At 64.4% G+C, this 16,086-nt stretch carries 16 protein-coding genes; 13 read left to right on the forward strand and 3 right to left on the reverse strand.

Going from position 1 to position 16,086, the window contains the following annotated elements:
• Positions 1–7: 7 nt before the first annotated feature.
• The 3 genes from QIW53_RS12640 to QIW53_RS12650 form a co-directional block, all read right to left on the reverse strand.
• Positions 8–1,219: a nitrate/nitrite transporter gene (locus tag QIW53_RS12640; protein WP_371049948.1), complete on the reverse strand. Its 1,212-nt coding sequence runs from the start codon at positions 1,217–1,219 to the stop codon at positions 8–10.
• A gap of 328 nt (positions 1,220–1,547) precedes the next feature.
• Positions 1,548–2,123 (reverse strand): ANTAR domain-containing response regulator, encoded by a 576-nt coding sequence (locus QIW53_RS12645; protein ID WP_084318725.1) that lies wholly within the window; start codon positions 2,121–2,123, stop codon positions 1,548–1,550.
• 15 nt (positions 2,124–2,138) lie between these two features.
• Positions 2,139–3,350 (reverse strand): CmpA/NrtA family ABC transporter substrate-binding protein, encoded by a 1,212-nt coding sequence (locus QIW53_RS12650; RefSeq protein ID WP_371049949.1) that lies wholly within the window; start codon positions 3,348–3,350, stop codon positions 2,139–2,141.
• Positions 3,351–3,578: 228 nt separating this feature from the next.
• Here QIW53_RS12650 and QIW53_RS12655 point away from each other — a divergent pair, with 228 nt between their 5' ends.
• The 13 genes from QIW53_RS12655 to sicA all read left to right on the forward strand — a co-directional run bounded on the left by QIW53_RS12655 (position 3,579) and on the right by sicA (position 16,084).
• A complete protein-coding gene (locus tag QIW53_RS12655) occupies positions 3,579–4,307 on the forward strand; it encodes an AraC family transcriptional regulator (RefSeq protein ID WP_371049950.1) in 729 nt (242 codons plus the stop codon).
• A 4-nt stretch (positions 4,308–4,311) separates the two neighbouring features.
• Positions 4,312–5,958 (forward strand): type III secretion system outer membrane ring subunit SctC, encoded by a 1,647-nt coding sequence (gene sctC / locus QIW53_RS12660; RefSeq protein ID WP_371049951.1) that lies wholly within the window; start codon positions 4,312–4,314, stop codon positions 5,956–5,958.
• A complete protein-coding gene (gene sctW / locus QIW53_RS12665; RefSeq protein WP_371049952.1) occupies positions 5,955–7,055 on the forward strand; it encodes a type III secretion system gatekeeper subunit SctW in 1,101 nt (366 codons plus the stop codon). The genes sctC and sctW overlap by 4 nt, the downstream gene beginning before the upstream one ends.
• A 5-nt stretch (positions 7,056–7,060) precedes the next feature.
• Positions 7,061–9,103, forward strand: coding sequence for an EscV/YscV/HrcV family type III secretion system export apparatus protein (locus tag QIW53_RS12670; protein WP_371050139.1), 2,043 nt, complete (start codon positions 7,061–7,063; stop codon positions 9,101–9,103).
• A gap of 52 nt (positions 9,104–9,155) precedes the next feature.
• Complete coding sequence (gene sctN / locus QIW53_RS12675) at positions 9,156–10,442, forward strand: type III secretion system ATPase SctN (protein WP_371050140.1); 1,287 nt, start codon at positions 9,156–9,158, stop codon at positions 10,440–10,442.
• Positions 10,426–10,881 carry a type III secretion protein gene (locus QIW53_RS12680; RefSeq protein WP_371049953.1) on the forward strand — a complete coding sequence of 152 codons (456 nt, stop codon included), beginning with the start codon at positions 10,426–10,428 and terminating at the stop codon, positions 10,879–10,881. The genes sctN and QIW53_RS12680 overlap by 17 nt, the downstream gene beginning before the upstream one ends.
• A gap of 740 nt (positions 10,882–11,621) precedes the next feature.
• Positions 11,622–11,855, forward strand: a complete 234-nt coding sequence (locus tag QIW53_RS12685; RefSeq protein ID WP_442439645.1) for a SpaN/EivJ family type III secretion system needle length determinant — start codon at positions 11,622–11,624, stop codon at positions 11,853–11,855.
• On the forward strand, positions 11,852–12,754 hold the full coding sequence (locus tag QIW53_RS12690; RefSeq protein WP_371049955.1) for a FliM/FliN family flagellar motor switch protein: 903 nt from the start codon (positions 11,852–11,854) through the stop codon (positions 12,752–12,754). Before QIW53_RS12685 ends, QIW53_RS12690 begins: the two co-directional genes overlap by 4 nt.
• The gene (locus QIW53_RS12695) at positions 12,747–13,406 is read left to right on the forward strand and encodes an EscR/YscR/HrcR family type III secretion system export apparatus protein (protein ID WP_371049956.1); all 660 of its coding nucleotides are present in this window, start codon (positions 12,747–12,749) and stop codon (positions 13,404–13,406) included. The genes QIW53_RS12690 and QIW53_RS12695 overlap by 8 nt, the downstream gene beginning before the upstream one ends.
• An 8-nt stretch (positions 13,407–13,414) precedes the next feature.
• Positions 13,415–13,669, forward strand: coding sequence for an EscS/YscS/HrcS family type III secretion system export apparatus protein (locus QIW53_RS12700; protein WP_192301900.1), 255 nt, complete (start codon positions 13,415–13,417; stop codon positions 13,667–13,669).
• A 4-nt stretch (positions 13,670–13,673) separates the two neighbouring features.
• A complete protein-coding gene (gene sctT / locus QIW53_RS12705) occupies positions 13,674–14,480 on the forward strand; it encodes a type III secretion system export apparatus subunit SctT (protein WP_371049957.1) in 807 nt (268 codons plus the stop codon).
• Positions 14,455–15,489 (forward strand): EscU/YscU/HrcU family type III secretion system export apparatus switch protein, encoded by a 1,035-nt coding sequence (locus QIW53_RS12710; RefSeq protein WP_371049958.1) that lies wholly within the window; start codon positions 14,455–14,457, stop codon positions 15,487–15,489. The genes sctT and QIW53_RS12710 overlap by 26 nt, the downstream gene beginning before the upstream one ends.
• A 112-nt stretch (positions 15,490–15,601) precedes the next feature.
• On the forward strand, positions 15,602–16,084 hold the full coding sequence (sicA, locus tag QIW53_RS12715) for a type III secretion system translocator chaperone SicA (protein ID WP_371049959.1): 483 nt from the start codon (positions 15,602–15,604) through the stop codon (positions 16,082–16,084).
• Positions 16,085–16,086: the final 2 nt, after the last annotated feature.

Here is a 16,086-nt window from a genome sequence, read left to right on the forward strand (position 1 = left end):
TCAGGCCTCAGACCCGAGCGGCGGTGACAGCGGCCGAACCCCAGGTGGTTCTCCAGCGACGCTTGACGGCATGCAGGCCGAACCACGCCAGGACGCCGAGGCTGGCGAACAACCACAAGGCCAGTTGATAACTGCCGGTGCTCTGCTTGATCGCGCCCATCCCGGCCGCGAGGGCGAAGCCGCCAATGCCGCCGGCCATGCCGATCAACCCGGTCATCACACCGATTTCGCGGCGGAAGCGCTGAGGCACCAGTTGGAACACCGCGCCGTTACCCGCGCCCAGACCGAGCATGGTGCAGACGAACAGGGCCAGGGCCGCATAGGAACTGGGCAAGTTGAAACCCACTGCCGCAATGCAGACCGCCGCCACGGTGTACATGCCCAGCAAGGTGCGAATGCCGCCGAAACGGTCGGCCAGGGCACCGCCCAACGGGCGCATCAGGCTGCCACCGAACACGCAGGCCGCCGTGTAGTAGCCGGCGGTGACCGGGCTCAGGCCATATTGGTCGTTGAAGTAGCCGGGCAGGGCGCTGGCCAGGCCGATGAAGCCGCCGAAGGTCACGCAGTAGAAGAACATGAGCCACCAGCTGTCACGATCGCCCAGGGCCTTGAAGTAGTCGGCCATCGACTTGGCCTTGGGCCGTTCAGGCGCGTTTTTCGCCAGGCAGGCAAAGACGATCAGGGTCAGCACCAGCGGGATCACGGCGAAACCGAACACGTTGCTCCAGCCGAACGCAGCCGCCAGCACCGGGGCGATCAACGCCGCCAGTACGGTGCCCGAGTTGCCGGCGCCGGCGATGCCCATGGCCTTGCCCTGGTGCTGCGGCGGATACCATTGCGAGGCCAGCGGCAGGGCCACAGCGAAGGAAGCGCCCGCCATGCCGAGGAACAGGCCGAGGATCAGTGCCTGTTCATAACTGTGGATGCCCAGTTTCCAGGCCCCGAACAGTGCGCAGATGACGATCACCTGGCCAATCAGCCCGGCGGTCTTGGGTGACAGACGATCGGCGAGCATGCCCATGGCGAAGCGCAAGACAGCGCCGGCCAGGATCGGCGTGGCGACGACCATGCCCCGTTGTTGCGTGGTCAGGTGCAGGTCGCCGGCAATTTGCACCGCCAACGGGCCCAGCAGGTACCAGACCATGAAGCTCAGGTCGAAATAGAGAAAGGCCGCGAACAGGGTCGGGGTATGGCCGGATTTCCAGAAGCTTGAATTCATCGCGCACCTCAGCTGTGAGTCGTCTCGAGAAGGAGTCATGAGCTTGCAGGTGGGAGGCCGCAACGGCCGCACCACCGGCCCCGGGCTGTGGGGCCAAAACAAAAAAACGCCGCCACCTGATTTGCCATGGGCCAATCGGGTGAGCGACGTCTTTGTCGTAGGTGGGGCAACCGCCGTTGGTTACCTGTGGTGAATGCTTAGCGAGATTTGTGCCAACACTTCGAAACCGAGTTGCTCCCATCGCGGGCAAGCCCGCTCCTCCAGGGGACCGCGATCTCTGCAGGAGTGAGCTTGCTCGCGATAGAGCCAGAACAGGCAACAAAAAACCTCAGCCGAGCAACTCACTCATCGCAATGATCTGCTCCGCCACCTGGATCAGCTTCTGCTGCCGGCTCATCGCCTGGCGGCGCATGAGGGTGTAGGCCTCTTCCTCGTTGCAGTCCTTCATCTTCATCAGCAGCCCCTTGGCCAGCTCGATGCGTTTGCGCTCGGCCAGTTGCAGGTCGCGGGCATGCAGCTGGGCGCGCAGGGCCTGGTCGCTTTCGAAGCGGGCCATGGCCACGTCCAGAATCGGCTGCAGGCGTTGGGCGTGAATCCCTTCGACGATGTAGGCGCTGACCCCGGACTTGATCGCCTGGCGCATCACATCGGGGTCGTGCTCGTCGGTGAACATCACGATCGGCCGGGGCTGATCGCGGCTGACCAGCACCACTTGCTCCATCACGTCGCGGCTCGGTGACTCGGTATCGATCAGGATCACGTCCGGGCGCACCGTTTCGACGCGCGCGGGCAGGTCGATGGTCAGGCCGGATTCGTCGATCACCTCAAATCCGGCTTCGGTCAGGGCTGCCTTCAGCCGGCCGACTTTCTTCGCGGTGTCATTGATCAGCAGGATACGCAACATGTTCGCAGTCTCCTGTCAGCGGCTGGCGAGTAGGGGCGAGCTGTCGCTCATGGCGTGCAGCTTGAAGCCCCGGGCGTAACCGGCGGGGTCCGAGCCGTCCCAGGTCTTGCCGTCGATCAGCTGGCTGCTGCGCATCTCCCGGCTCGACGCTGCGATGCCGACGGCGCCGGCGGCCTCCCGGTACAAGTCTAGTTGCTGGACCTGCCGGGCCACCGCGAGGTAGTCCGGATCGTCACGCAGCAAGCCCCAGCGACGGAACTGGGTCATGAACCACATGCCGTCTGACAGGTACGGCAGGTTCACTTCGCCATTGCCGTGCAGGCGCAGCGCGTGCGGGTCCTGCCAGCGATTGCCGAGGCCGTCGACGTAATCACCTAGCAATCGCGGTTCGATGCAGTCCAGCGGCGCGTCGAGGTACTGCGGGGCGCTCAACAGTTGCGCGGTACTGCGGCGGTTTTCGCTGCTTTGCTCGATGAAGCGACTGGCTTGCAGGATCGCCATCACCAGTGCGCGGGCGGTGTTGGGGTACTGCTCGACGAAGGCGCGGGTGCAGCCCAGGACTTTTTCCGGGTGGTCCGGCCAGATGGTCTGGGTGGTGGCCAGGGTGAAGCCGAGGTTCTGCTTCACCGCGCTGGCGGACCAGGGCTCACCGACGCAGAAACCGTCGATCCGTCCCGCTTGCAGGTGCGCGACCATTTGAGGCGGCGGCACCACCACGCTGTCGACATCGTGCAACGGATGGATGCCCTGGCTCGCCAGCCAGTAATACAGCCACATGGCGTGGGTGCCAGTGGGGAAAGTCTGGGCAAAGGTGAGTTTTGGTCGAGTTTGGTGCACGTGGCGGTCCAGTGCTTCAGGACCGGTCACGCCCAGCGCCAGCAACCCATGGGACAGGTTGATGCTCTGGCCGTTCTGGTTCAGCCCCATGAGCACCGCCATATCGGTGGCGGCCACACCGCCGATGCCCAGATGCACCGCGTAAATCAGGCCATAGAGGCTGTGGGCGGCGTCCAGTTCGCCACTGACCAGTTTGTCCCGCAGATTGGCCCAGGATGACTGGCGCTTGAGGTTCAAGGTCAGCCCGTAAGGCTGGGCGAAACCCTGGGTGGCGGCGACCACCACCGAGGCACAGTCGCTCAGGGCCATGAAGCCGAGGTTGATTTCGGTCTTTTCCGGGGCATCGCTGCCGTTGACCCAGGCCAATGGGCCGGCTGATGGTTCGTTCATCGCGTCTTCACCTTGCAAAAAAAAGCGTCGCCCCGCGTCCTCGCATGCACAAGGTCGGGTGACGACGCCGTTGTCCTGACACTCATCGCGCCGTTGCCATGAGTGCTGATAGCGGTGTGGGTGCAAGGCATATGCCAGCCCGGCGTCCATCAGGTTTTCATCAGGACTTCCCGGGCCCGGTCTTTCATCCTGCCCTACCTTCATCGTCAGGCCGAACCGCAGATGGGCATGCCCCCCGAACCCCTTAACCTCACATCATCGCCCGGCGGTCGCTGTGCCGAGCGCGTGATGCACCTGCGTGTCGGCAGCTCGAACCTGCGCCTGGGGACCCCTCCTTGCACTCGCTTGCCCGCCGGCTGGGAAGGGTTGGTCGCGGCCGACGAGGCAGTGCAACTGCACTGTGGCGAAGTGCAGGTGTTGCCGTTGTCGCCGGCGCGGCTGGTGAAATTGCAGGTGTTCATCGACCTGAGCGATGCGTTGATCGGCCAACGGCGTCATCCGGCTTCGTGGGCGACCCTGCCGGTGAGCCTGGACACCGTTCGTTCGGACCGCGCCCTTGAGCGCTGGTACCTCGCCCAGGCCCTGGGCGGCAGTCCGGCCTTCCAGGCGTTCGCCGACGTCTTGCGGCACACCGAGAGTTACGGGCTGGTGCGATTCCTTCTGGAGGAGGGCACCCGCAGCGAAAAGCTCGCCGACCTGGCGCAGCGCTACGGCGTTTCGGTGTCGCACTTCCGGCGTCTGTGCCACCAGGCGCTGGGCAAGGCCGCCAAGCCCGAGCTGCGCGGCTGGCGCACGGCCCGGGCACTGCTGAACATGAGCCTGCACGGCGGTTCGCTGACCGATGTCGCGCTGGAGCTGGGTTTTGCCTCGTCTTCGCATTTCTCCAGGGAAATTCGCCAACTGGTGGGGTTCACGCCCAGCAGTCTGTGCGACATCACCTACCTGCCGGGAAAGTGAGCCGATGAACCGCCGAATCTTCAAGCTGCTGTCCGTCTGCCTGTCGATTGTCTGGCTGCTCGCGCCCTGGCAAGCCCAGGCCAGCGAAGCCAGTTTCGAAGCGCGGGAGCAGAGCGTGCGCAGCTTTTTCAGTGCGCTGTCCGGCCCGTTGGGCAAGCCGGTCATCGTCAGCAAGAGCGCGGCGGCCAAGCGCATCTCCGGCACCTTCGACCTGCGCGCGCCGCAGCAGGTGTTCGAGCGAGTCAGCGCGCAGATGGGCCTGATCTGGTACAGCGACGGCCAAGCGATCTACCTGTACGACGCCGGCGAATTCAAGAGCTCGATGATGTCGCTGCAGACCCTGACCGTGGCGAACCTGAAGGCGTTCCTCGAACGTTCCGGTTTGTACGATCGGCGCTATCCGCTGCGCCACGACGGCTTGCGCACCTTCCATGTGTCCGGGCCGCCGATGTACGTCGATCTGGTGATCCAGGCGGCCGGGATGATGGACAACCAACGCTCGGAACTGATGCTGGGCAAGCAGCAGATCGGCGTGATCCAGGTGCGCAACACCTTTGTCGGCAACCGCCAGTACGACTTGCGTGACGACAAGATCACCATCCCGGGCCTGGCGACCGTGATCGAAGACTTGCTGCGTGGCGAGCAAAATGGCGTCGAGTCTACCGTGGCCCAGGCCCAGCCTGAGCGTCAGGCGGCGATGCCGGAGTTTCCGCTGCTCGGCCTGGCGACCACGCTGTCGGAGCGGGACCCGTCGGCCCCGCGCATCCTCGCCCGGGACATGGCCGCCGGCAATATCCGGGTCGTGGCCTACCCCGATACCAACAGCCTGCTGGTCAAGGGCCTGCCGGAGCAGGTGCGTTTCATCGAGAACCTGGTCAGTGCCCTGGACACGCCCAAGCGTCACGTCGAGTTGTCGCTGTGGATCATCGACCTGCACAAGGACGAGCTCAATCAGTTGGGCATCAACTGGCAAGGGGCCTCGAAGGTGGGTGGCAAACTCGGCGTATCGCTCAACACCGGCTCGACCACCACCCTCAACGGCGCGTCGTTCGTGGCGCGGATCCTGGCGCTGGAACGCACCGACCGGGCGAACGTGGTCTCGCGGCCGATGATCCTTACGCAGGAAAACGTGCCGGCGATTTTCGACAACAATCGCACCTTTTATGCGCCGCTGGTGGGCGAGCGCAGTGTCGATCTGCAACACGTGACCTACGGCACGCTGGTGAACGTGCTGCCGCGTTTCGCCCAGACCGACGAGATCGAAATGTCGCTCACCATCGAGGACGGCAGCCAGCTCGAAAACCCCGACCGCGGCGAGCAACCGAGCGCGTTGCCCACGGTCGGTCGCACCCGGATCAGCACGGTGGCGCGGGTCCCGCCAGGCAAGAGCCTGCTGGTGGGCGGCTTCACCCGCGACGATCACAGTGAACAGATCGGCCGGATACCGGTGCTCGGTTCGATCCCCTGGATCGGTCGCCTGTTCAGCTACCGCCAGAGCCGCTCGGCCAACACCGTGCGCGTGTTCCTGATTCAGCCCAGGGAAATCCGCGATGCGCTGGAACCCGAAGTCGTCGAACCGGCCTCACGCCTGCTCACCCCGCAACAGCACGAGCGGGTGCGACGCAGCTACCTGCGGGCACCGCAAGCATGATCACGCCGATGCTTCCCAGTGGTGGCCGGGCCGCCCAGGCGCGGCTCAACGCCGAGAAGGCCGCCGAGCATCCATCGCCCCAGGCGCCGGTCGAGGCGGACCCTGACACCACTGCCAGTGCCTGGGTCCAGCGTCTGGTGCAGATCAGCGATGAAATGTCTGCCGCGCTCACCCAGTTTCGGGCCCGGCGGCAGTTCGAGTTGAAGCCCGACAGCCTGCCGGACAATCTCGAACGCGTGCTTGACGACGACCCGCTGCCCAAGGTCCGGCAGCTGCTCAGGCTGGCGCCGCTGGCCGACGCCAGCGTCGCCTCTTTGTTGACGACTGCGCGCAAGTTGTTTGCCGATGACAGCGACCTGGCGTGGGTGCTGCGTGAGCTGTTGCGCCGCAAGACGCTGGACGAGACCAGTCGCCAACGGCTGGAGGCCCTGTTGCAGGCCGTGGTCGACCAGGCGTCTGCCAAGCGCCTGAATGCCGGGATCAATGCCGCGCTCAAGGCCCGCCTGTTCGGCGCGGGCCTGGTCGTGCGGGCCGCGCTGTTGCGTGAAACCTATCGGGATTTTCTCGAATCCGAGGACGGGCCGCTCGACAGCTATCAGCACTGGATCGCGCTCTATGGTCCGGCGCGGCGCCTGCAGGTGCTGGCGTTCATCGAGGCGGCGCTGCTCACCGATATCGGCGCCCAGGACCCGAGTTGTTCTCGCCTGGAGTTTGGCCAAATGCTGGCCCGGCTCAATGAGCTCAAGCGCCTGCGTTCAGCCGAGGCGCAGTTCATCGGCGGCCTGCTCGGCGATTCGCTGATCCGGCGGCACAACCCGGAAGAAACCGACTGGCTGGTGTTTCTGCTGGGCCTGTTGACCTGTCCGGATGAACTCGACGAGTGGCTGTTCGGCGTGCTTGGCGACAGCCTGCGGTCGAGCCCGCACCCTGAGCGCTCGACGCTGCTGAACACCGTGCGGCGGTTCAGCCTGCAATTGCCGTTATCGCTGTTCGCCGATGCAGAGGCACCGCAACGCCTGGCGCAGCAATTCACCCGGCTGGCCGACATCGCCTTCGGCCATGAAGGTCGGCGCCGACCCGCTGGGGGTGACACATGAGCGGCCTGCTCAACGGGTTTCTGCGCAGCGTTGGCGCCCGCCCGGAGCTGCTGATCCTGACCCTCATGGTGATGATCATCGCCATGCTGATCATTCCCTTGCCGACCGCGCTGGTGGATTTTCTCATCGGCCTGAACATCGTCATTTCGCTGCTGGTGTTCATGGGTTCGTTCTATATCGAACGCATCCTCTCCTTTTCGACGTTCCCGGCGTTGCTGCTGTTGACCACGCTGTTTCGCCTGGCGCTGTCGATCAGTACCAGCCGCCTGATCCTCAGCCAGGCCGACGCCGGCGAGATCATCGCCTCGTTCGGCGCGTTCGTGATCGGCGAAAGCCTGGTGGTGGGGTTCGTGATTTTTTCCATCGTCACCATTGTCCAGTTCATCGTCATCACCAAAGGCTCGGAGCGGGTCGCCGAAGTCGCGGCACGGTTCTCGCTCGATGGCATGCCGGGCAAGCAGATGAGCATCGACGGCGACCTCAAGGCGGGCGCCATCAGCGCCGAGGAAGCCAGGGACAAGCGCAACGTGCTGGAGCGCGAAAGCCAGTTGTACGGTTCCTTCGACGGCGCCATGAAATTCATCAAGGGCGACGCGATCGCCGGCATCGTCATCATCTTCGTCAACTTCATCGGTGGCATGGCCATCGGGGTCGGGCAACTGGGGATGGACACCTCCAGCGCCCTGTCGACCTACACGTTGCTGACCATAGGCGACGGCCTGGTGGCACAGATTCCGGCGCTGTTGATCGCCATTGGTGCCGGCTTCATCGTCACCCGTGTCAACGGTGACGACAGCAACCTGGGGCGCAACATGCTCGCGCAGACCCTGGGCAATCCGTTCGTCGTCGGAGTGACTGCGTTGCTGGCGTTGGGTGTCGGCCTGCTGCCGGGTTTCCCGCTGCTGACCTTTGTGCCCATCGCTGCGTTGCTGGCGCTGCTGGTGTTTTTCCGTCTGCGCCCGGTCGGCGGGCAGGGCGAGCCACATGGCGGCGCCAGCGAACCGGAGGCGCTGCACGCCGGCACGGGGTTGCTTGAGAACATCGACACCCTCGCCACTGAAACCGTGGCCCTCATGCTGCTGGTGCCCACCGCGCACCTGGACGTGTTGACCCGGGCCCGTTGGCCCGCACGATTTCGCAGCCAGTTTTTCCTCGATTACGGCGTGCGCATCCCCGAGCCGCAACTGCGTGGCAACGATGGCTTGCCGGCGCACCAGGTGGCGGTGCTGATCAATGAAGTGCGGGCCGAGCAGTTCGACATCCATTTCGACCACTGGCGCCTGCTCGACTACTCGCCGGACCTGGAGCCCTTGGGCTTTTCGCTGGTGCGCGGCCAGGACAGCAATCGCCAGGGCGGCGTGTGGGTCGGCGCCGTTGACCGGGCGCAGGTGCAACAATTGGGCTATCAGCTGCGAGCGGCCGACGAGGAATGTTATCGCTGCCTGGTGACGTTGCTGGCCCGCAACATCCAGGAGTTTTTTGGTGTGCAGGAGACCAAGCACCTGCTCGACGAGATGGAGAGTCGTTATCCCGACCTGCTCAAGGAAGTCTATCGCCACGTCACCGTGCAAAAGATCGCCGAGGTGCTGCAACGCCTGGTCGGCGAACGCATCTCCGTGCGCAACCTGAAGCTGGTCCTCGAGTCGATGGCCTATTGGGCCTCGCGGGAAAAGGACGTGCTGGCCCTGGTCGAGCACGTGCGCGGGACGATGGCGCGCTACATCAGCAACAAGTTCGCCCAGGGCAATGACCTGCGCGTGCTGTTGCTGTCGCCGGAATTCGAAGAGGTGGTGCGCCAAGGTATCCGCCAGACCTCGGGCGGCAGTTTCATCAACCTGGAACCGGCGGATGCGCAGGAGCTCATGGATCGCCTGAGCGTCGGCCTGGACAGCCTGCACATCGCGCACAAGGACATGGTGCTGCTGTGTTCGGTCGATGTGCGGCGTTACGTCAAGAAGCTGATCGAAGGGCGGTTCCGCGAGCTGGACGTGATGTCGTTCGGCGAAATATCCGAGACCGTTTCGGTCAACGTCCTCAAGACCCTCTGAGCCCACACGACCCATGAACGACTTTGTGCCTGATGACACCTGGCGAGCACCGATCAACCTGCGGCTGGAGCGGCGGGCCGCGCATCCGCTGCGCTTGAGCGGCGCCTTGCTCGAAGCGGCGCTGGACGACGTGGTGATCGGCGAAATCTGCGAGGTGCGCCGGCACTGGCGTTCGTCGCAGGTGGCGGCGCGGGCGCAGGTGATCGGTTTCACGCCCGGCGCGGTGCTGCTCAGCCTGCTCGGCGATGGCCGGGGGTTGTCCAGGGCCTCGATGATCGTGCCGACGGGCTCGACCTTGCACCTGCGTTGCAGCGAGGCCTTGCTCGGCAGCGTGGTCGATCCCCTGGGGCACGTGGTGGAGCGACTGGCGCCGTCGGCAGACGGTGCGCCACGCGACTGTGCGGTGGACGCCGATCCACCGGCGTACCACCAGCGGCGACCGGTGGTGCAGGCGCTGGACACCGGCATTCGGGCCATCGATGGCTTGCTGACCTGCGGGGTCGGTCAGCGCATCGGCGTGTTCGCGGCGGCCGGGTCGGGCAAGACCACGTTGATCAACATGCTGATCGGCCACAGCGATGCCGATGTGTTTGTCGTCGGCCTGATAGGCGAGCGCGGGCGCGAGGTGACCGAGTTCATCGAACACCTGCGCCAGTCGCCCCGACGCTCGAGCTGCGTGGTGGTGTTTGCCACCTCGGATTTTTCCTCGGTGGATCGCTGCAATTCGGCGCTGCTGGCCACGACCATTGCCGAGTACTTTCGCGATCAGGGCCGGCGTGTGGTGTTGTTGATGGACTCGTTGACCCGCTACGCCCGGGCGCGCCGCGACCTGGCCCTGGCCGCTGGCGAGGCGCCGGCCCGTCGCGGTTACCCGGCATCGGTGTTCGACGCATTGCCGCGCCTGCTGGAGCGGCCAGGCGTGACCGCCACGGGCAGCATCACCGCCTGGTACACGGTGTTGCTGGAGAGTGACGACGAACCGGACCCGATCGCCGAAGAGATCCGCTCGATTCTCGATGGACATGTCAGCCTCAGCCGTAGCCTGGCCGCCAAAGGGCATTACCCGGCCATCGATGTCTTGCGCAGCGTCAGCCGGGTTGCCACTCAAGTCAGCAGTGCCCAGGTGCAGGCGTCGGCGGCTGTGGCCCGGGACACCCTGGCCCGTCTGGAGCAGTTGCAGGTGTTCCTCGACCTGGGCGAATACACCCCGGGCGCCGATGCCGCCAGCGATCAGGCGTTGCAGCGCCGCGACGCCCTGATGCACTGGCTGCGTCAGCCGACGGCGCAGCGGTGCGCGCCTGACGACAGCCAGCGGAGTCTCAATGAACTGCTTGCTTGAGCTGCGACGTCTGCTGTCGCTCCAGCAGTCGCGTCGGCAACGTGCCGAGCGAGCGCTGCAGCAGACACAACGGCAGTTGCAGCCGTTGCTGCACGAACTCAACGCTTTCGATGAACAGGAGGCAGCACTGCGCAGCCTGTTGGCCAGTCATCAGGCCAGCGACGTCACCCTCGATTACGGGCAACTGCTGGCGCTGCTGCGTCACCAGGCGCTGCTGCGCCGGCAGCTTGACCTGCTGCACCTGGAGCGTGACCACGTGGCCGGGCAGTGCAGGCAACTTGAGCAGGCGTTGACCCTGCAACGCGAGCAGTTGGGCGAGGCGCGGCGCAAGCACGACAGCTGCGTGCGCTTGCTGCAGCAGCGGTTGCGGGCACAACGGCTGGAGGCTCTCCGCCGTGAAGAACGGGAGACGCAAGAGATGAGTGGCGTGCGGCGATGAAAGACATGACCACGGTTTCAGCCGGGCCGGCTCAAGGCGTAGTGTCCGAGAATGCAGCGTCTACCGATGAGCTGCACGACCTGCGGTTACCCGTGCAGGTGGAGGAATTGCCGCAAGGTGTGCTGGATTTGTTGGCGGCGTTGAGCGTGAGGGCTCGATCGGCTGGGGAATTGGGGGGGCTGGAGGGACCTCTTCGCGAGCAAGCCCGCTCCCACAGGGATTTGCATTTCAATGTCGGGGATTTGCAGGGGTTGGACGGGCGTCATCGCGAGCAGGCTCACTCCCACAGGGGGTTGTATTCCAATGAGGGAGATTTGCGGGGGTTGGACGGGCGTCATCGCGAGCAGGCTCGCTCCCACAGGGATTTGCATGCCAATGTTGGGGAATTGCAGGGGGTGGACGGGCGCCATCGCTGGCAAGCCAGCTCCCAAGCAGAGGTATCATCGATCGTGGGCCAGACCCACTCTCACAGCGAAACGCATTCCACTGTGGGAGCGAGCCTGCTCGCGATGGCGGCAGTACGGGCACCTGATGATTTCCCGGCCACACTGCGCATGTCTGCCGAAGACTCGGCAATCCCGACGGAACCCTCGCCGCTCCCATCCATGAACCCTCACGGCCCCCGACCCGCCATCGCAACCCCACCACTCCCTGTCCCGCTGCCCCCGGTGCCAATCCCCCGATCCTTCATCGACGCCAGGGTCGCAACAGCCCCCGGTCCAGGCCCCGGCCTGTTGCAGGTGCCCTTCAACAAAGGCGCGGTCAGCGGGCAGGTGACGATCAGTCGAGAGACCGACGAACACGCTCGACCGCTGCTGCTCAGCTCGAGCAACCCGCTGGTGTTCGACCAGCTCAAGACACCCTTCGAACAACTGCGAGAGCCCGGTTGGCGGCTGGCCGACCCGCGTGACCAGCAGCAACGCCAGGGCTCCCGGAATTCCCCGGATGAAGAACCGCAGGAGTCAGGCGCATGAGCCCATTGACGCTGCGCCGGGTAGAGGCGGTGACACACGCCAGGGCGCAATGGGTTCAACGCTGGCGCCATGCCGGGCACCCAGCGGGCCTCGGCAGGCCAACCGGGCAGCCTGGCTACCTGGGATTTTGCGCCGTTGGCAGCGGGGGCGAGTGGCGCGGGTTGATCAACGCCTTCGACTGGCTGCATCACGCATGGCCTTCACTGCGCGAGTGGCTGCCCCGGGAATGCCCGGCCTCCAGCATCGCCTGCTTGTTCCGGGCCGTGCCCCAGCCGTTGCTGCTGCCGGAGGCGGTATTGCCTTACCGCGAGCTGCTCGACGTCGAGCTGATCGACGTGCCGGCATTGCCCAGCGAAGACCTGCCATGGCTCGACACCGCACTGGGCCGGATATGGGTGACGCAGTTGCCGACGGTACGCGCCATCAACCCGCAAGAGGCACCCTGGTTGCAGGATCTGCCGCTGCGCCTGGAACTGCTGCTCGGTTGCTGCCAACTGAGCCACGGCAGCCGGGCGCGACTGGGGCCGGGCGACGTTCTGCGCATCACCCATCGGACCGATCACTGTCGGCTGGCCAATCGATGCATCGGCATTTTCACGTTCACCCAAGGAGGGTTACACATGCAATCAACGCTCGACGATGAACGCCTCGCCACGCCCGTCGAACTGGCGAGTGTGCCGGTGCGCCTGGAGTTTCTCCTGGCCAGCCAGGACATCGCCCTGGGCACGCTGGCGCAGATCATGGAGGGCCACCTCATTCCCTTGCCGAGCGACGCCGAGCGGCAGATCGAGGTGCGCGCCAATGGCATGCCCGTGGCCCGTGGCGAACTGGTGCAACTGGACGGGCAGTTGGGCGTCGAGGTGCTGGAGCTGATCGCCCGGAACCGCCGCGATGAATGATGTCTCGCTGATCGCGCTGCTGGCGTTCGCCTCGTTGCTGCCGTTCCTGGTGGCCGCCGGTACGTGCTACATCAAGTTCTCCATCGTGTTCGTCATCGTGCGCAACGCCCTGGGCTTGCAACAGGTGCCTTCGAACATGACCCTCAATGCCATTGCCCTGATGCTGGCGATCTTCGTCATGACCCCGGTGATGAAACAGGGGTATGCCTATTACAAGGAAGAGGCGGTGGCGTTCACCGACATCGAGTCGGTGGTGAACTTCGCCGAGAACGGGCTGGGTGGCTACAAGGACTATCTGCGCAAGTACACTGATCCGGAACTGGCCCTGTTCTTCGAGCGAGCGCAGGCGGCGCAGGGTGATGACGAGACCGGTGCAGTCGACGAGGAAGCACTCGCGCCTTCGTTGTTCGCCCTGTTGCCGGCCTACGCGCTGAGTGAAATCAAAAGCGCCTTCAAGATCGGTTTTTACCTGTACCTGCCCTTTGTGATCGTCGACCTGGTGATCTCCAGCATCCTGCTGGCGCTGGGCATGATGATGATGAGCCCGGTGATCATTTCGGTGCCGATCAAGCTGGTGTTGTTTGTCGCGCTGGACGGCTGGGCGCTGCTGTCGACCGGGCTGGTCAGGCAATACCTGACGCTGCTGGCCTAGGGGCGCCGATGAACGACCTGGTGTATGCCGGCAACAAGACCCTGTACCTGATCCTGCTGATGGTCGCCTGGCCGATCATTGTCGCCACGGTGGTCGGCCTGGTCGTGGGGCTGATCCAGACCGTGACCCAGCTGCAGGAGCAGACACTGCCATTCGGCTTCAAATTGTTGGCGGTGGCGGCGTGCCTGTTTCTGCTCTCGGGTTGGTACGGTGAAACCCTGCTCGATTTCAGTCGTGAAGTCATGCGCCTGGCGTTGGCCTAGCCACATGTCGGTGAGCCTGTTTTTCGACCTGTATGCCTGGTTCGCCGTCGCGCTGCTGGGGTTCGCGCGGCTCGCGCCGATTTTTTTCATGCTGCCGTTCCTCAACGCCGGCGTGCTGACCGGGGCACCGCGTCAGGCGGTGATCCTGCTGGTGGCGGCGGGGTTCTGGGCCAGTGTCGGCGTGCCACTGCCGACCCTCGACAGCCTGGCGTTCTTCGGCTGGCTGCTGCGCGAAGCGGGCATTGGCGTGATGCTCGGCGTGCTGTTGTGCTGGCCGTTCTGGGTCCTGCACGCCATGGGCAACCTGATCGACAATCAGCGCGGGGCGCTGCTCAGCAGCACCGTGGACCCGGCCAACGGCGTCGACAGCTCGGAGCTGGCGACCTTCCTGCAACTGTTTGCCGCCGTGGTCTACCTCGAAGGTGGCGGCATGCGGCTGATGCTTGAAACCGTCGGCCACAGCTATCGGCTGTGCGCCCCGGTCGATGTCTGCAAGGTCGATGTGCAGGCGTTGTTCGGCCTCCTCGATGCACTGGTGGGCAAGATGCTGGTGATCAGCGCGCCGGTGGTGGCGACGCTGTTGATCAGCGAGGCGCTGCTGGGCTTATTGTCGCGGTACGCGCCGCAGATGAACGCGTTTTCGGTGTCGCTGACGGTCAAGAGCCTGGCGGCAGTGATGGTGCTGATGCTGTACTTCGGTGCCCACATACCCGATGAAGTCCTGCGCATGGGCGCCGTCTCCCGGGAGCTGGCGCATTATCTGTCCGCCGACGGGGAGACGGGTGATGTCGTCCAGCGCCTCGAAGACTGAGAAGCCCACGCCCAAACGCCTGCGCGATGCCTCGCGCAAGGGCCAGACGTTCAAGGCCAGGGATCTGGTCGTGACCTGCCTGATGCTGTGCGGTATTGCCTACATGGTGTTCAACAGCTCGTTGCTGGACATCATGGAGGTCTATCGCCGCATCATCGCCAGGGATTTCGACGCCGACCTGCAACAGTACTCGGCGATGCTGGTGCTCGTGGGGCTCAAGGCGCTGCTGCCGCTGCTGGTGGTGTGCGTCCTGACCAGCGCCGTGCCGGCGTTGCTGCAAAGCGGCTTCGCCCTGGCCAGCGAAGCCTTGAAGCTGAATTTCGGTGCCTTGAACCCGATCAATGGCCTGAAAAAACTCTTCAGCCTGCGCACGCTCAAGGACACGGTGAAGGCGCTGTTGTACTTGGGCAGCTTTGCCCTGGCGTTGTGGCTGGTCTGGATCACCCAGCGCCAGTTGCTGTTTGCCCAGCTGTTTGCCCAGGCCCCGGATCTGTTCGCAATCTGGGGCCACTTGCTGCGGGTGCTGGTGTTGGCGTTTCTGCTCTGTGCGCTGTTGATCGTGGTGCTCGACGCGCTGAGCGAGTACTGGCTGTTCATGCGCGAGCAGATGATGGACAAGCATGCGGTCAAGCGCGAACACAAGGAACTGGACGGCGACCCGCAGCTCAAGGGGCGTCGCCGTGATCTGCATCTGGAGCTGCTGTCGGAGCAGGTCAGGTCCGATGTGCGCAGCTCGCGGATGATCATCGCCAACCCCACCCATATCGCTATCGGTGTGTATTTCCGCCCGGACATCACCGTGCTGCCCTTCATCTCCCTGATGGAAACCAACCAGCGCGCCCTGGCTGTGCGGGCTTACGCCCGGGAAGTCGGTGTGCCGGTGATCAACGACCCGGCCCTGGCTCGCCGCATCTTCAAGACCCACCAGCGCTACAGCTTTCTGCAGGTGCAGGAAGTCGAGGAAGTCCTGCGCCTGTTGATCTGGCTGGAACAGGTCGAACAGGCGTGATGGAGGTCCTCTGTGGGCCGGTGTTTTTGAGCGCAATTTGGCAGCGCCCCTGCCGGTGCTTTGGCTCAATGCAGGGGCCGGCGACGCTGGCGCTTTTTCAGGAGTGTGACCGATGAATGGTGACAACCAACAAGATGAGCAGCTCGCCCTGGGGATAGTCGACGCCGTCCTGGGCGGTGCGTCGTTGAAACAGCTTCAGGGCTTGAGCGACGAGCACATGGACGACCTCTACGCCTTCGCGTTCAAGTTCTATGAGCAGGGGCGGCTGGACGATGCCGAGAAGTTCTTTCACTTCCTGTGCATCTACGATTTTTACAACAGCCATTACTGGATGGGGTTGGCGGCGGTGCATCAACTCAAGCGCAACCACCAGAAAGCGATCGACCTGTACGCCATTGCCTTCGCCCAGGGCCGCAACGACTACCGACCGATGTTGTACACCGGCCAGTGTCAGCTTGCCCTGGGCAGGAGCGCCAAGGCCAGGTTGTGTTTCGAGTACGTACTCGATCAGGCGACCCAGGAAGAGCTGCGCCAACAGGCCCAAGTGTATCTGGACAGCTTGGGCCCCCTCGAAAAGGATTGTTCGGAGGACTGAAC

The sequence above is a fragment of the Pseudomonas fluorescens genome (assembly GCF_041354075.1).
In the GTDB taxonomy this organism is placed as follows: Bacteria; Pseudomonadota; Gammaproteobacteria; order Pseudomonadales; family Pseudomonadaceae; genus Aquipseudomonas; species Aquipseudomonas fluorescens_CE.

Excerpts from the sequence above, each read along its gene's own strand:
- QIW53_RS12640 (WP_371049948.1), bottom strand. The coding sequence starts at position 1,219 with ATGAATTCAAGCTTCTGGAAATCCGGCCATACCCCGACCCTGTTCGCG.
- QIW53_RS12645 (WP_084318725.1), bottom strand. The coding sequence starts at position 2,123 with ATGTTGCGTATCCTGCTGATCAATGACACCGCGAAGAAAGTCGGCCGG.
- QIW53_RS12650 (WP_371049949.1), bottom strand. The coding sequence starts at position 3,350 with ATGAACGAACCATCAGCCGGCCCATTGGCCTGGGTCAACGGCAGCGAT.
- QIW53_RS12655 (WP_371049950.1), top strand. The coding sequence starts at position 3,579 with ATGCCCCCCGAACCCCTTAACCTCACATCATCGCCCGGCGGTCGCTGT.
- sctC (WP_371049951.1), top strand. The coding sequence starts at position 4,312 with ATGAACCGCCGAATCTTCAAGCTGCTGTCCGTCTGCCTGTCGATTGTC.
- sctW (WP_371049952.1), top strand. The coding sequence starts at position 5,955 with ATGATCACGCCGATGCTTCCCAGTGGTGGCCGGGCCGCCCAGGCGCGG.
- QIW53_RS12680 (WP_371049953.1), top strand. The coding sequence starts at position 10,426 with ATGAACTGCTTGCTTGAGCTGCGACGTCTGCTGTCGCTCCAGCAGTCG.
- QIW53_RS12690 (WP_371049955.1), top strand. The coding sequence starts at position 11,852 with ATGAGCCCATTGACGCTGCGCCGGGTAGAGGCGGTGACACACGCCAGG.
- QIW53_RS12695 (WP_371049956.1), top strand. The coding sequence starts at position 12,747 with ATGAATGATGTCTCGCTGATCGCGCTGCTGGCGTTCGCCTCGTTGCTG.
- QIW53_RS12700 (WP_192301900.1), top strand. The coding sequence starts at position 13,415 with ATGAACGACCTGGTGTATGCCGGCAACAAGACCCTGTACCTGATCCTG.
- sctT (WP_371049957.1), top strand. The coding sequence starts at position 13,674 with ATGTCGGTGAGCCTGTTTTTCGACCTGTATGCCTGGTTCGCCGTCGCG.
- QIW53_RS12710 (WP_371049958.1), top strand. The coding sequence starts at position 14,455 with ATGTCGTCCAGCGCCTCGAAGACTGAGAAGCCCACGCCCAAACGCCTG.
- sicA (WP_371049959.1), top strand. The coding sequence starts at position 15,602 with ATGAATGGTGACAACCAACAAGATGAGCAGCTCGCCCTGGGGATAGTC.